The organism is Pararhizobium gei (assembly GCF_029223885.1).
GTDB classification, from domain to species: Bacteria; Pseudomonadota; Alphaproteobacteria; order Rhizobiales; family Rhizobiaceae; genus Pararhizobium; species Pararhizobium gei.
Window position 1 is genome coordinate 114,920 of record NZ_CP119410.1, and the last position, 13,053, is coordinate 127,972.

The following is a 13,053-nucleotide window of genomic DNA, read 5'->3' on the forward strand; positions in this document are numbered from 1 at the left end:
ACATTACGACCCCAGACTATCCGCTAGGAAGCGACCGACGGACTGCGCCTCTGCAGAGAGGCTCGCCCGTCCTTTCACCAGCGCCATCTCGGACGCGGGCTGATCACCAAACCCATCCAGCGGGCCGAGCTTCCGGTGTTCGGAAAGCACCGCATCGGAAGGTAGCAGACTGATTCCGAGGCCGGAAGCAACCGCTGCCTGCACGCCCATCAGGCCCTGGCTGGTATAGGCGATTCGCCAGCGGCGACCACTGCGCTCGATCGCGCTGATCGCGCGATCCCGGTAGATACATCCGACGGGAAACACCGCAAGTGGGACCGGATTCGTCTCGACTGGACGGGTGGTGCTCTCCACCCAGATCAGCTCTTCTTTCCAACTCGCAAGACACGCCCCATCGCCAGGCTCGCGCTTGATCAGCGCCAGATCGATCTCGCCCGCGTCCAACAAGCGGCGAAGCTCGGTGCTCCAGCCGCTGACCGTATCGAGCCTGATATGTGGAGACGCCGCAGAAAATCCCGATAGCAGATCGATAAGCCGCCGCCCGGCAAAATCTTCCGGCACTCCAAGACGGACCGTGCGCGGGGCCGAAGGCGTCCGCATGACCTCGGCGGCCTCATCTGCGATGGCGAGTATTCTGCGCGCATAGCTCAGCAGCAACTCGCCGGCTTCCGTCGTTTCAACAGTTCCGGTCGATTTGTCCCGCCGCAACAACGAGGCGCCCAAATTGACCTCCAGCTTCTTGATCTGCTGGCTCACCGTCGACTGCGTCAGGTGTACCCGCTCGGCCGCCTTGGTAAAGCCGCTGCAATCGACGACTGCAGCAAAGGTTTTCAGAAGATCCAGATCGAAGCCGAAGCTCATTTGATTTCTCGATGAAGATGATGATAAGATTTAATTTCTCAATCCATGCAGGTTTTGTCAAGCTCGGGAAAATCAAGGAGTAGACAAATGACCCTGAACGGACCCAAGCCGACCTGGCTGACTTTTGATTGCTACGGAACCCTGATTCAATGGGACGAGGGGCTCCTTGCAGCAATGGACAGAATACTGTCCGCAAAAGGTGGCGATATCGATCAGAAGGCCTTCATCGCGGTCTACGACAGCCATGAACATGCGCTGGAGGAGGAGCGTCCGCACCGCACGTTTACCAAGGTCAGCGCGCTTGCGCTGGAGCGGTCGATGGCTGAATTCGGACTTCCGTTTGAGGTTGCGGATGCGGAAATCCTGACCTCGTCGATCGGCAAGATGCCGCCGTTTCCGGAGGTCGTGGCAACCCTTGGAAAGTTGAAAGATGCAGGGTTCCGCCTCGCGATCATCTCCAATACTGATGATGCCATCATTGCTGGAAACGTGGCCCAACTTGGTGGCCACATCGACCGCGTCATCACTGCGGAACAGGCCCGTGCCTACAAGCCATCCAGCCAGATCTTCCATCATGCCTGGAAAAGCCTCGGCATCGGCATGGAGGATCTGGTGCATATCTGCGCCAGCCCGCATCTTGATCTTGTCGCAGCGCGTGAGCTTGGCTTTCGTACTGTCTGGGTCGACCGTGGCACGGGCCGCAAACCACTCGCTGACTACCACCCGAATGAGATCGTCCCGGCACTCGACAAGATACCTGCCATCCTTGCCACAGTAGGCTGGATGAAGCGATAAGGAGACCAACATGGCGCATGAACTGAATGTTTCGAAGACAAATCCTGCACTTCGGCGCAATCTCCCGCTGGATACTGACGAGATATGGCAGGCACGTGTCGATCTTGCCGCTTGCCTTCGTATGGCGGCACGGCTCGGCCTTGAAGAGGGGATTTGCAATCATTTCTCGGCCGTCGTGCCTGGCCATCCCGACCTCTTCATCGTCAACCGCCTCGGCTGGGCGTTTCAGGAGGCGACTGCCTCGTCATTGCTGATCTGCGATTTCGAGGGCAATGTGGTTGCCGGGGATGGCGTGCCGGAGGCGACGGCCTTCTACATCCATGCGCGCCTGCACAAGACGTCGCCTCGGGTGGGGGCCGCCTTTCACACCCATATGCCGAATGCCACCGCGCTCAGCATGGTGGAGGGGGAGCCATTGGTCTGGGCAGGCCAGACGGCGCTCAAGTTCTACGGCCGTGTCGCGGTGGATCAGGACTATAACGGCCTCGCCCTGGACGAAGGCGAAGGCGACAGGATCGCCTCCGTCCTTGGCGACAAGGATATACTGTTTATGAAAAACCATGGTGTGATGGTCTGCGCGCCGAACATCGCCGAAGCCTGGGACGATCTCTATTATCTCGAACGTGCTGCCGAAGTTCAGTTGAAGGCAATGGGTTCCGGCCGGAAACTTCTGCCGGTCGTGCCCGCTGTCGCCGATGAAGCGGCAAGGCAGATGCGCGAAGGGGACCCCGAAAGTGCCAGAATGCATCTGGAGAGCATCCGGCGGGTCCTCGACCGGCAGGCGCCAGAGTATCGCGATTGATGGAACAGGAAAGGCGACGCGTTGGCATTCGCCTTTCCCATATTCCGTCCGGGTCAGGACGTCCCTTTCAGCAGCGGTGAATCACCCAGTGTCACGACCATATGCTCGATGAAGGCACGGACGCGGTGGGGCAGGGGACCACCACCAACATAGACGGCATGCACCAGTTCAAGATCGCCTGGATTGAAGTCTTCGAGCAGTGGAATCAACCGCCCCGCTGCGATGTCGTCGGCCACATGGAACAGGCCGACGCGGGCAATGGCGGCGCCGGCCAGCACCATTTGCTTCATCGTCTCTCCGTTGTTGACGACGATGCTGCCTTGGACCAGTTGAGCGATGTCCCGGTCACGGTCACGAAACGGCCAGGACGGCCTTGCGCGCCGGAAATTGAACGTCAGGCAGTCGTGATACGCAAGATCCGCCGGCGTTTGCGGCGAACCCCTGCGCGCCAGATAATCGGGTGAAGCGCAGACGACGCGCCTGCTTTGCCCTAGCTTGCGGGCTATCAGCCCGCTGTCCGGCAGATTGCCCATGCGGATAGCGACATCGGTCTTTTCCGCCACCAGATCGACAATCCCGTCAGTGAAGGAGAGGTCCACGATCAGATCGGGATGGCGTGAAACGAACTCCGGGATGGCCGGTGCGACGAACATCGTGCCGAACGGTATCGTTGTATTGATCCTCAGTCGCCCGCGCACCGCGCCACCCGCGGCCTCCTGATCCGCCTCGTTCAGTTCCTGCAAAATCCGAAGCGCCGCATGATGATAGGCCTCGCCTTCTTGCGTGAGTGTCACGGCACGGGTGGTTCGCACCAGCAGACGTGTGCCGAGCCTTGCTTCAAGACGGGCGATCAACTTGCTGACCGCCGATGGCGTGATGTCGAGGTTGCGAGCCGCGGCGGAGAATCCTCCGTCCTGAACGACGCGGGCAAACACTTCCATTTCTCCCGAACGTTCCATCAGGATGCGCGGCATTGATGATCCTAATTCACAGGTGCATGTCTTCTGCAGGCAATAGTGTGAATTGAGCTTAAATCATAAGTTTCCTCCAGCAACAATCTGGAGACACGTCATGGATCTGCAACTCACCGCCAAGACCGCGCTGATTACCGGTGCCACCGCTGGTATCGGTCTCGAAATTGCCCGCACACTCGCCGCTGAAGGCGCCCGCGTCGTCATCACCGGACGCGACCGTGCCAAACTCGACAACGTGCTCGCTTCCGTCAAGGCAGCCGGCGGATCGGATATCTCTGGAATTCTGGCGGACGCCGCCAGCGCCGAGGGAGCAGCGATCATCGCCAGCGCGGAACCTTCGGTCGATATCCTCGTCAACAATCTTGGTATCTACGAGAGCAAGGCCTTCGGCGACATCACCGACGCCGATTGGAGCCATCTGTTCGACGTCAACGTCATGAGCGGCGTGCGCCTGTCGCGCACCTATCTGCCCGGCATGCTGGAGCGCAACTGGGGCCGGATCATCTTCATTTCCAGTGAGTCAGGCCTCGCCATTCCGCAGGATATGATCCACTACGCAACGACCAAGACGGCGCAACTCTCGGTCTCCCGCGGATTGGCACAATTGACCCGCGGCACCAATGTCACGGTCAATTCCGTGCTTCCGGGGCCGACCCGCTCGGAAGGTATCGAAGGCTTCCTGCGCAGCCAGGCCAGTGACCCGTCCGCACCGATCAAACAAATCGAGGCCGAATTCTTCGCAACAGCCCGCTCAGCCTCGATCCTCCAGCGCATGGTGGAAGCGGAAGAGGTGGCAAACCTCGTTGCCTATCTCGCCAGCCCCCGTTCATCGGCCACGAACGGCGCAGCCCTTCGTGCCGAGGGCGGTCTCGTCAACACCATCGCCTGAGAAGGGTTTCTCCTATGTCCGACACACCTCTGACCATCATCGCCATTACCACAGCAAAGCCCGGCAAGGAGGCAGCGCTTGGCGCCGCCCAGGAAAAGCTGGTCACCGAGACTTTGGCCGAAGACGGCTGCCTTCGGTACGAGTTGCATCAGTCACTCGATGATGGACGCGTGCGCATCTTCGTCGAAACCTGGGCAAGCGAACAACAGTGGCGCGCCCATATGCAGGGGGCCGCCATGCAGCGTTTCCAGGCGAGCGGCGTGGGAGACTATTTCGCCGATTTCGCCCTGCACCGGCTGACCAAGGTCGCTGGCTGAGCATCCACCTTTCCATTCCCAAACAGATTTTCTCATATTCGGAGATAAACAAATGAAACTACTGCGCAGCCTCGCTGTCGCTCTTGCGCTCGGCACCAGCACCTACGCCCATGCCGGAAACGTGCTGATTGTCCTGTCCGACTCCAACCGTCTCGACTTGAAGGACGGCAAGGTGTTCAAAACCGGCTTCTATCTGAATGAACTGATGCAGCCGGTAAAGGCGCTGCTCGACGCCGGCCATGAGATCACCTTCGCCACGCCGAAAGGTACGGTGCCTTCCGTTGACGTGACCTCCATCGACAAAATGTATTTCGGCGGCGACGAAACCGCGATGAAGGCCAGCGAAGCGCAACTGTCGGAACTGGGCCTGATGTCGAGCGACAAGTCGCCAGTCATCAGCCTGGCGCGGGTCGGGCAGATTGGCTACGACCATTTTGACGCGGTGTATGTGCCCGGCGGTCACGCACCGATGCAGGATCTTTTGGTAAGTTCCGATCTCGGCAAACTGCTCACCTACTTCCACGAAAACGGCAAGACGACCGCGCTTGCCTGCCATGGTCCGATCGCGCTTCTCTCAACACTGCCAGACGCACAAGAGTTCGTGGCGAAGTTCGAGACGGCGGGAACCGCAAAGGCGCAAACGGACTGGATCTATGCCGGCTACAAGTTCACGGTCTTCAGCAACCGGGAGGAGGAAATGGCGAAGGGACTTTTGAACGGTGGCGAGATGAAGTTCTACCCGCAGGATGCGCTAACTAAGGCGGGTGGCGAGTTCAGCCAGGCCAATGCTCCCTTCGACGGACATGTCGTCATGGATCGGGAATTGATCACCGGCCAGAATCCTGCGTCAGCTCTGGCTGTGGCTCATGAACTTCTCAACAGATTGAAGTAGTATCTGCCGATGTCGCCTCACTTGGCGACAAAGGGTACCCTTAGCTGATAAGGCGAGAACCGGCCGCAGCGGGCGGCCGAAGAATTTGAACATTGCTTCAATGCGACTAAAACGTATTTGTTGTCTTGCCCTTCACAGAATCTTTTCCATGCGGATTCCGCCAGCGCCGGGTCCCAACTCAGACCAGCCGGAAGCCAGGTAGAAGCGCAACGCCGTTCTGGTGCTCACCAGCTTTCCCAGCGATATGCCGGCATCGCGGAGCGAGTCTTCCATAGCGGCCAACAGTGCCTTGCTTACACCCCGAAAACGCTGCTCGGGAGCCACGTAGTTGAGGACGATGCTGTCCCCTGCGACTGCTCCGACCGCAGCGACTTCGCCGCTGACTTCTGCGACCCAGACCGTTTGATTCGGATTGTCCATCATCTGAACAACGCCTGCTTCAGACTTGTTTTGCGTCCATTGACGCAGTCGGCTTGGATCATTTCCGTGATCATCAGTGCAAAGGGACGTGATCGAGGCAGTCAGCACCCGGCTCATCGCCGGAATGTCTGTTGTATTTGCTTTGCGAACGATGACCATTTTTTCCGACCGCCTCACGGCTGGGGAACAGACCCGTCCGGCATACGCTGACCGCGCGCTTTCATTTCGGCCTTGGTCTTCCGGAACTCGATGCAGGCATCGAATTTTGGGTTTGTCTTGCAATAGGCTTCCAGCCGCTGGACGTTTGCTGCCATCATGCCGGGTACGTACTGCTGGACATCCTGCATGCGTCGCCTGGTTTCCGCAGTGACCGCCATCTGGGTCATGCCGGTTGGATCCAATCCTCCGAAGGTATTTGCGGCCGCGATAGCCGGCGCCATGTCACTTGCACGCTGTGCCGATTTCATCGCTTTGGCCATCTCGGCATCCGTCAACGGCCTGGCTGTCACTATGCCATCTTTGGTGGTGCCATTATAGCCGATTGGCGTGACGGGCGGTGGGCTCTGGCAGCCGGTGAGCGAAAAGGTCAAAAGCGCGAACAGGAGAAGTATGTTTCGAGACAAGGTGTTCACTCACTTCAAGGCTGGACCCATAATTCCGCTCTGGTCTGGATAAGGCTGGGGCCGGTAGGGACCACGCGGGCATCTTGGCCGGTCTGCTTAAGCCTGGGCGCGCGTGATCGAGATTCCGCGCGTTTGGTAAGGTTCCAGGAGATCATTCGGGCAGCTCTTCTCGACGATCAGCCCATCTATCTGATCGAGACCGATGATGTCGTAAGCGGAGACGGCGCCGAGCTTCTCCTTGGATGCGAGGACAATCGTTTCCGCCGACTGGCGGCTGATTGCGCGTTTGGTTGCCGCCTCTTCTCTGTCGCCTGTCGTCAGCCCATGGTCGGGATGGATGCCGGTCACGCCCATAAAGAAGATGTCGGCGCGGATGTGGGAGATACACTCACTGGCTATGGCCCCCACTGCCACGTTGGAGTGCTTGTAGATGCGGCCGCCGACGAGCTCGACTTCGATGGTTGGATGCTCAAGAAGTGCAACCGCGATATCGGGGCTGTGCGTGACAACGGTCGCATGGAGATGCAAGGGGAGGGCGCGAGCCACCGCAACGGTGCTGGTCCCGCCATCCAGAAAGACAATCTGGCCATTCCTGACCATCGCCGCCGCCGCCTTTGCGATTGCCGTCTTGTCCTCGACGGAAATTTTCCGTCTGCTTGGTAGGTCAGCGAGCGCTTTGGATGCCGGTAGCGCTCCACCATGGACCCGTTGAAGCAGACCTTCCGCGGCAAGCTCGCGAAGGTCGCGGCGGATCGTATCCTCCGACAGGCCCAGCGTGAGGCTAAGCTCTTTCGCGACCACGCGGCCGGTGGTTCCAAGGGTATCAAGGATAAGGGCTTTTCTTTCGCTCGTCAGCATCACGTCCTCGCGCTGTTTTGCAGCTTATTGCACGAAATACAAATTCATGCAATACCGTGCAATTATGTGCAGCGGAGACGAGCATGACGATATCTGATCGGGTCAAGGTTGAAGAGGTCACTACGCTCTCCAACGACTGGTACATTCTGAAGAAGACAACATTCAGCTTCCTGCGGGGGGACGGTACCTGGCAGAGGCAAAGTCGGGAAACCTACGATCGCGGCAATGGTGCGACGATCCTTCTCTACGACCTCGATCGTCGTACGGTCCTTCTGACCCGGCAGTTTCGCTACCCGGCCTACGTGAATGGCCATGACGATCTATTGACGGAAGCACCGGCGGGTCTCCTGGACAATGCCAGTCCGGAGGATCGGATCAAGGCTGAAGTCGAGGAGGAAACCGGATATCGGGTCAGCGATGTACGCCAGATTTTCGATGCCTTCATGAGCCCTGGCTCGGTAACCGAGAGGCTTCACTTCTTCATTGGCTCCTATTCAGCCGCGGACCAGGTCTCCAGTGGTGGCGGCAATGTGGACGAAGGCGAGGACATCGAGCGCCTTGAACCAACGATAGATGAGGCGATGGAGATGATCGGGGATGGGCGCATCCGTGACGGCAAGACGATCATGCTTCTCCAGCATGCCGCCCTTCAGGTGTTCAAATAAGAGGATCATGGCGACGGGATAAACCGTAGGCGTCGCGATCCATCAGTTCGGTAGTCTAATCATGCATATTGTAGAGACAGGTACATTTCTGGGACGGGTTCCGTTTGCAAGGATCGGCAAAGGCACGAACCCCATACTCGTGATTAACGGTGGCCAAGGCTTCATGATGACGCCCGACGGTACGCGTTTGTCGAAGGACATCAGGCGCCTGAAACGGCTGCTGCCGAACGACCGGAGTATTATTCTCGTCGGCTACGATCCGAATCCCGTCACGGTAACAGTTGAGGAGCTAGCTGATGATGTTGCGGAAATTATCGATCGACACCTCGGTGGGCGAGCGGATGTGGTGGGCATTTCCTATGGTGGCGTTGTCGCCTCTCACCTCGCGGCGCGCTCGCCTGAAAAAGTTGACAGACTTATCCGGATGGCAAGCGCCCATCGTTTTTCGGCCGAGGGAAAGCGTCTCGTGACGCGCCAGATCGAATTGGTTGAGGCCGGGGATATGAAAGGCTTATTGAAGGAATTTACCTCCATGTTCCGAAACCCATCTGGCTGGTGGGTTTGCGCGTGTGCATCGGGGGAAATCGCATGTTGCAGCGGTTCGGCAAGCCAGAGGTAATCGTTCGATATCTCGAGGCAATGCTCCGAAGCGAACTGCCTGGGGCCGACGCGGCCCCGTTCGATACCCGTACACTCATTATCGGGGATAGCCGGGACCAGTTTTTTGCCGAGGCAATCGTTCAGGCCGCTTCGCGCGAATGCGGCATCCAAGTCACTCTTCTTGATGGGGAAACTCATATGGCGCCGGTCGAGCGCGCGACAACAATAAAACGATCCATTGACTCGTTCCTAAGCCATCGCGGCATACATGGGTCGTCAGGGTCACTACGAACGCCCCGAGCCCCAAAGGGATCGGGATCATGACGACTGCAATGCTGATTTCCATTGCAGCCTTCTCGCTTGCCGCCTCCATCTCGCCCGGGCCCGTCAATATAGTCGCGATGTCGGTCGGCATGCGACATGGATTTGTCCGGTCGGTGTGGTTCGTCACAGGGGCAACAATAGGGTTCGTCGTCCTGCTGGTTTTTGTCGGCCTTGGATTGAGCGCCGCCATCAGCTGGCTTCCCAATCTGCTTGCCGTCGTCCGCTGGGCAGGTGTCCTGTTCCTCGTATACATGGCAGTTGGGCTTGCGACCGACGGTGGGGCAATGTCTCCAGGGCGGACGGGGAATGCACCGAGCGCCGTGGATGGAGCGTTGCTACAATGGCTCAATCCAAAGGCCTGGCTTGCATCGATCGCCGGAATGGGCGTCTTCTCGGCAGGCGCAGATGTTGACCGGCTTCTGACCTTCGCGACCATCTACTTTATCGTTTGCTACCTCTCTATCGGATGTTGGGCAATTGCCGGAACCTTCCTTCGCCGTTGGGTAGCCGATCCCTCGAAAATCAGAGTGATGAACAGGCTGCTCGCAGCACTCCTGACGGCAAGCGCCGCCTATTTGGCGTTCGCTGGCGTCTAGTTCGAGATCGCCGTAGTATAGCCCTGTTTACGCTTGTCCCGGCATGCATCGGTGAACTGTCTGACGGCATGGATTGCCAGCGCGACCAAATGGGACATGGTGTGGATTTCAAGGCGCATCCTAGTCTCGTACAGCTTGCTTTGGCCGTGCTGTGTTGGTTCCGCAGCAATCATAGAACATTCGCAAGGGCGGCGAGTCTCCTCCGAATGGCGTCCCTGTTACTGCGCAGCCTCCAGGTTTTGTGTGAAACGGCATTGCCGGATCCCATCGGTGGCCGGCCCGTTAACCGGAAGGTTTGTACCCGAGCTATTGCCGCGGGTCGCCATGACGGTACCCTGTACCGTTTGCGCTTCAAACGATGGGGTCTGTGCGCTTGCCAGATGGGGTGCAACCATCGTGGCAGCTGCGCTGCCTGCCGCGAGGGCGAGAAATTTTCGCCGTTCCATGGAAGTGTCCTGGTGACGATCTATAGGGGAAGCGTTGTGCCGCGGGGCTGGCGGTACAGGCTGCGTTAGCGATCCAGGTGGTCCCGGCATGAATTACCGGCCCTGTCCTGATCAGCGCAAGTCCGGCGCTTCGTTGAGCAAGGCTGGGTCCCAATGCTCGGTCGCTTTGCCATCCTTGATGCGCCACATGTCGAACCATGTCGTGCTATAGGTCTTGGACGGATCTTTCGGATCCTTTTCGGTCCGGGCATAGGTCACGACCACCAGATCGCCCTCGGCAACCACGTCGGCAACCTTCATGTTGATTTTCGCAGGAATCGGCTTGGGCTGCACCTTGAGCACTTTGGTGAAGTATTGAACGACGGGCTTCAGTCCGCTTTGAGCATTCGGATTGTGCTGGATATAGTCGTCGGCGATATACTGGCCGGCCTTATCCCAATGGCCAGCTTCCAGAAGCTCGAGAATGATCTTGTAGACCACCTGCTTGTTGGCATTCAGCTTCGGGTCAGGGCTGGTGAACAGCACGTCCGGATTGTCCGAGACGGCGACGGCTTCCTGAGCGTGCGCTGTGGATGGAGCCATGGCAGACAACGATAGAGCCGCTGCAAGGATAATGTTTCTCAATCTCTTCTCCGTGACGAATTGACCGTCTCTTGTTCATCTTCGGGTCACGCTTCCGCCTCTTTATTCTTAGATGCGAAACCGAAACCACTGAAAAGAAGATAGGAGTTGGTTTCATCCGACGTGATCTCGATTCGATTGATTTTTTGCACAATCCTGTCGATAATTGATCGGCGGATCGTCCTTCGGGATCACATTTTGCGGAGCTGAACGAGAGGTGCCGAGATGAAACAGTTTCAAGCGGTCGATGAACGCTGGACGTTATCGCAGACTGCGCTCCTTGGATTGGCTTCGGTGGTACAACGCATTTGCACCAGTGAGAACTTAAATCAAAGCAAACTTTCCGGGTTGAAGTTTTTCAAGCTTTCACAGCCGGACGAACCAAGCAGATGCTTTTACGAACCTTGCATCGCGATCATTCTCAGCGGTGCGAAGCGCGTTATGTTCGATCAGCATGACATGCTTTTTCATCCTGGTGACTTCTTCGTCACCTCCATCGATGTTCCGACCTCAGCGCATGTGATCGAAGCTTCAGCAGCCAAGCCCTATGTTTCTCTGGTCATGCGGATCGATCTGCAGAGGCTTCACGAACTATCAAAAAAGGTAGGGTTTTGGGAGCCGGATCCTTCGGTCGATCCTGTCGGCATCGCAAGGGGCCGGGCGTCCGAGGAATTGCTGGGTGCATTCTCGCGCCTTGTCGATCTGACCCTCAAGCACGACGATATTCCGTTGCTCGCGGAAATCATCCAGTCCGAGATCTACGTGCGCCTTCTTCAGAGCGAGGCCGGAAACTGGCTCACGCGGATGGCGAGCGAAGGATACAGGACCACCGGTGTCATTCGCGCTCTCGAATGGTTGAAGAGTAACTACATCAAGCCGCTGCGGATAGAAGAGCTTGCAGCGCTCGCCGCAATGGCAAGCTCGACCTTTCATCATAATTTTCGACGTCTCACCGGTACGAGTCCGCTTCAATACCAGAAGAACCTGCGTCTCTATGCGGCCCGAAATCTCATGCTGACAGAGAGGGTCGATGCCAATACCGCTGCAATCAGGGTGGGATACGAAAGTGTGCCCCAGTTCAGCCGCGAGTATTCTCGTATGTTTGGCGCGCCTCCGCGTCGTGACGTTCAAACAGCAAGGCAGCGATGAACGAAGTAGAAGGGCTCTTTGGGTTCTTCCGTCTTGTTTTAACGGGCCTTATTGCCCTCGCAGTCTCGTCATACTAGCGGCCCAGATCGCCTGAAATGTTGAGGAAGCGGCTCACCGGGCCCAATTTTGTCCGGACCATTGATGATAGATCCATTATCTCGTCGATCGCTTCTTCGGCCGCTGTCTGTCCGACCTCAGCGAGGGATCCGGCGCCGAGCCCTTCGGTGACCGTCATTTTGGATGATTCGGGGCGCGTTGGACATGGGAAGCGCCTGTGCATCGGTGTCTGTTACGATGAATTCACTCCTTCCAGCTCCTGCGCGATCATGTTGTTGACAGCATTACCGCCACCACCGCCAACGCCAATTACGGCGATCCTCGGCTTGAACCACTTCAAATCGCTCCCTGCCAATTAGTGCTCATGGACAGACAGACCTGTATTTACTTGCCTAGATAGACAGAACTGTATATCCCTTCGTCATTCTCCAACGATGACGGGATCTGGAATGAGCAACAAGGTAGTGGTCGTGACCGGCGCGAGCAGCGGGTTCGGGAAGCTCATGGTGCTGGACGCTCTGGAACAAGAGCGAAGAAATGATCGACGAGCGGTTCTGAAGCACATACGACAACCCGGCTGTGGTGCCGGCAATAGCTCCACAGCCGAACGTGTTGCGCGAAGATAGGCAGGCTGCTCGAGTCCGGTCGTGCCGTTGAAGGCAAGCCATCGGCTGAACCGCGGGCGCTGGGCCGGACTGGAACGTGACATCAGGAGAGAAGCATATGCCATCCAACATCGACAAGGTTCGGGATTTCATCGCGCTGTGGAATGCGCGGGATCTAGACGCAATTCTAGCGGCGATGGCTCCCGATTGCATTTACCACAATATGCCTTGGGACCCGCTGGTGGGCCACGCGGCGATCCGACAGGGATTGGCTAGGTTCATGAGCAACGCGAGCGAGATAGACTGGCGCGTGTATCACATTGCGCAAGGTGAAAACGGCGCGGTCATGACCGAAAGACTGGACCGTTTCCTGATCAAAGACAAATGGTGGGAATTTCCCGTCATGGGCATATTCGAGCTACAGGACGAACTGATCACCCACTGGCGCGACTATTTCGATTCGGCGCAGGTGCAGGCCGCGAGGGCGACGGTTGGGTAATCGTGTGCACATGGCACCGACAGCGACCGATGCCGGATCAATCTTCTCCTCACTCGACAG

The 13,053-nt window shown here is 57.8% G+C and carries 16 protein-coding genes and 1 pseudogene; 10 read left to right on the plus strand and 7 right to left on the minus strand.

What is annotated here, in order from left to right:
• Positions 1–3 precede the first annotated feature (3 nt).
• The gene (locus PY308_RS21575) at positions 4–861 is read right to left on the minus strand and encodes a LysR substrate-binding domain-containing protein (RefSeq protein WP_275791470.1); all 858 of its coding nucleotides are present in this window, start codon (positions 859–861) and stop codon (positions 4–6) included.
• Positions 862–948: 87 nt separating this feature from the next.
• On the opposite strand from PY308_RS21575, the gene PY308_RS21580 reads away from it, so the two are divergent.
• Positions 949–1,656 carry a haloacid dehalogenase type II gene (locus tag PY308_RS21580; RefSeq protein WP_275791472.1) on the plus strand — a complete coding sequence of 236 codons (708 nt, stop codon included), beginning with the start codon at positions 949–951 and terminating at the stop codon, positions 1,654–1,656.
• Between the two features lie 10 nt (positions 1,657–1,666).
• Positions 1,667–2,458, plus strand: coding sequence for an aldolase (locus PY308_RS21585; protein ID WP_275791473.1), 792 nt, complete (start codon positions 1,667–1,669; stop codon positions 2,456–2,458).
• A 53-nt stretch (positions 2,459–2,511) separates the two neighbouring features.
• Here PY308_RS21585 and PY308_RS21590 read toward each other — a convergent pair whose 3' ends face one another.
• Positions 2,512–3,432 (minus strand): LysR family transcriptional regulator, encoded by a 921-nt coding sequence (locus PY308_RS21590; RefSeq protein ID WP_275791474.1) that lies wholly within the window; start codon positions 3,430–3,432, stop codon positions 2,512–2,514.
• A gap of 97 nt (positions 3,433–3,529) precedes the next feature.
• On the opposite strand from PY308_RS21590, the gene PY308_RS21595 reads away from it, so the two are divergent.
• Genes PY308_RS21595 through PY308_RS21605 form a run of 3 tightly spaced genes read left to right on the plus strand, consistent with a single transcriptional unit; the run spans position 3,530 to position 5,530 of the window.
• Complete coding sequence (locus tag PY308_RS21595; RefSeq protein WP_275791475.1) at positions 3,530–4,321, plus strand: SDR family NAD(P)-dependent oxidoreductase; 792 nt, start codon at positions 3,530–3,532, stop codon at positions 4,319–4,321.
• 14 nt (positions 4,322–4,335) lie between these two features.
• Positions 4,336–4,638, plus strand: coding sequence for a putative quinol monooxygenase (locus tag PY308_RS21600; RefSeq protein ID WP_275791476.1), 303 nt, complete (start codon positions 4,336–4,338; stop codon positions 4,636–4,638).
• 52 nt (positions 4,639–4,690) lie between these two features.
• Positions 4,691–5,530: a type 1 glutamine amidotransferase domain-containing protein gene (locus PY308_RS21605; RefSeq protein ID WP_275791477.1), complete on the plus strand. Its 840-nt coding sequence runs from the start codon at positions 4,691–4,693 to the stop codon at positions 5,528–5,530.
• 132 nt (positions 5,531–5,662) lie between these two features.
• Here PY308_RS21605 and PY308_RS21610 read toward each other — a convergent pair whose 3' ends face one another.
• The 3 genes from PY308_RS21610 to PY308_RS21620 form a co-directional block, all read right to left on the minus strand.
• Positions 5,663–6,109: a GNAT family N-acetyltransferase gene (locus PY308_RS21610; protein WP_275791478.1), complete on the minus strand. Its 447-nt coding sequence runs from the start codon at positions 6,107–6,109 to the stop codon at positions 5,663–5,665.
• A gap of 14 nt (positions 6,110–6,123) precedes the next feature.
• Complete coding sequence (locus tag PY308_RS21615) at positions 6,124–6,573, minus strand: hypothetical protein (protein ID WP_275791479.1); 450 nt, start codon at positions 6,571–6,573, stop codon at positions 6,124–6,126.
• A gap of 96 nt (positions 6,574–6,669) precedes the next feature.
• Positions 6,670–7,431 carry a DeoR/GlpR family DNA-binding transcription regulator gene (locus PY308_RS21620; RefSeq protein ID WP_275791480.1) on the minus strand — a complete coding sequence of 254 codons (762 nt, stop codon included), beginning with the start codon at positions 7,429–7,431 and terminating at the stop codon, positions 6,670–6,672.
• Positions 7,432–7,514: 83 nt separating this feature from the next.
• On the opposite strand from PY308_RS21620, the gene PY308_RS21625 reads away from it, so the two are divergent.
• The 3 genes from PY308_RS21625 (at position 7,515) to PY308_RS21635 (ending at position 9,616) form a co-directional block, all read left to right on the plus strand.
• Complete coding sequence (locus tag PY308_RS21625) at positions 7,515–8,096, plus strand: NUDIX domain-containing protein (RefSeq protein ID WP_275791481.1); 582 nt, start codon at positions 7,515–7,517, stop codon at positions 8,094–8,096.
• Between the two features lie 61 nt (positions 8,097–8,157).
• Complete coding sequence (locus PY308_RS21630) at positions 8,158–8,715, plus strand: alpha/beta fold hydrolase (protein WP_275791482.1); 558 nt, start codon at positions 8,158–8,160, stop codon at positions 8,713–8,715.
• A gap of 301 nt (positions 8,716–9,016) precedes the next feature.
• Positions 9,017–9,616 (plus strand): LysE family translocator, encoded by a 600-nt coding sequence (locus tag PY308_RS21635; protein ID WP_275791484.1) that lies wholly within the window; start codon positions 9,017–9,019, stop codon positions 9,614–9,616.
• A gap of 557 nt (positions 9,617–10,173) precedes the next feature.
• On the opposite strand, the gene PY308_RS21640 is transcribed toward PY308_RS21635, so the two are convergent.
• On the minus strand, positions 10,174–10,644 hold the full coding sequence (locus PY308_RS21640; RefSeq protein WP_275791501.1) for a nuclear transport factor 2 family protein: 471 nt from the start codon (positions 10,642–10,644) through the stop codon (positions 10,174–10,176).
• Between the two features lie 264 nt (positions 10,645–10,908).
• On the opposite strand from PY308_RS21640, the gene PY308_RS21645 reads away from it, so the two are divergent.
• Positions 10,909–11,832: an AraC family transcriptional regulator gene (locus PY308_RS21645; protein ID WP_275791485.1), complete on the plus strand. Its 924-nt coding sequence runs from the start codon at positions 10,909–10,911 to the stop codon at positions 11,830–11,832.
• 148 nt (positions 11,833–11,980) lie between these two features.
• Here the strand turns inward: PY308_RS21645 and PY308_RS21650 are convergent.
• Positions 11,981–12,244, minus strand: a pseudogene (locus PY308_RS21650) (cell division protein FtsZ); the annotation flags it as partial.
• 368 nt (positions 12,245–12,612) lie between these two features.
• Here PY308_RS21650 and PY308_RS21655 point away from each other — a divergent pair.
• Positions 12,613–12,993 (plus strand): limonene-1,2-epoxide hydrolase family protein, encoded by a 381-nt coding sequence (locus PY308_RS21655; protein ID WP_275791486.1) that lies wholly within the window; start codon positions 12,613–12,615, stop codon positions 12,991–12,993.
• Positions 12,994–13,053 lie beyond the last annotated feature (60 nt).

What these genes read in the sequence shown, in the direction of transcription:
- PY308_RS21575 (WP_275791470.1), bottom strand. Translation starts at nt 861, where the DNA reads ATGAGCTTCGGCTTCGATCTGGATCTTCTGAAAACCTTTGCTGCAGTC.
- PY308_RS21580 (WP_275791472.1), top strand. Translation starts at nt 949, where the DNA reads ATGACCCTGAACGGACCCAAGCCGACCTGGCTGACTTTTGATTGCTAC.
- PY308_RS21585 (WP_275791473.1), top strand. Translation starts at nt 1,667, where the DNA reads ATGGCGCATGAACTGAATGTTTCGAAGACAAATCCTGCACTTCGGCGC.
- PY308_RS21590 (WP_275791474.1), bottom strand. Translation starts at nt 3,432, where the DNA reads ATGCCGCGCATCCTGATGGAACGTTCGGGAGAAATGGAAGTGTTTGCC.
- PY308_RS21595 (WP_275791475.1), top strand. Translation starts at nt 3,530, where the DNA reads ATGGATCTGCAACTCACCGCCAAGACCGCGCTGATTACCGGTGCCACC.
- PY308_RS21600 (WP_275791476.1), top strand. Translation starts at nt 4,336, where the DNA reads ATGTCCGACACACCTCTGACCATCATCGCCATTACCACAGCAAAGCCC.
- PY308_RS21605 (WP_275791477.1), top strand. Translation starts at nt 4,691, where the DNA reads ATGAAACTACTGCGCAGCCTCGCTGTCGCTCTTGCGCTCGGCACCAGC.
- PY308_RS21610 (WP_275791478.1), bottom strand. Translation starts at nt 6,109, where the DNA reads ATGGTCATCGTTCGCAAAGCAAATACAACAGACATTCCGGCGATGAGC.
- PY308_RS21620 (WP_275791480.1), bottom strand. Translation starts at nt 7,431, where the DNA reads ATGCTGACGAGCGAAAGAAAAGCCCTTATCCTTGATACCCTTGGAACC.
- PY308_RS21625 (WP_275791481.1), top strand. Translation starts at nt 7,515, where the DNA reads ATGACGATATCTGATCGGGTCAAGGTTGAAGAGGTCACTACGCTCTCC.
- PY308_RS21630 (WP_275791482.1), top strand. Translation starts at nt 8,158, where the DNA reads ATGCATATTGTAGAGACAGGTACATTTCTGGGACGGGTTCCGTTTGCA.
- PY308_RS21635 (WP_275791484.1), top strand. Translation starts at nt 9,017, where the DNA reads ATGACGACTGCAATGCTGATTTCCATTGCAGCCTTCTCGCTTGCCGCC.
- PY308_RS21640 (WP_275791501.1), bottom strand. Translation starts at nt 10,644, where the DNA reads ATGGCTCCATCCACAGCGCACGCTCAGGAAGCCGTCGCCGTCTCGGAC.
- PY308_RS21645 (WP_275791485.1), top strand. Translation starts at nt 10,909, where the DNA reads ATGAAACAGTTTCAAGCGGTCGATGAACGCTGGACGTTATCGCAGACT.
- PY308_RS21655 (WP_275791486.1), top strand. Translation starts at nt 12,613, where the DNA reads ATGCCATCCAACATCGACAAGGTTCGGGATTTCATCGCGCTGTGGAAT.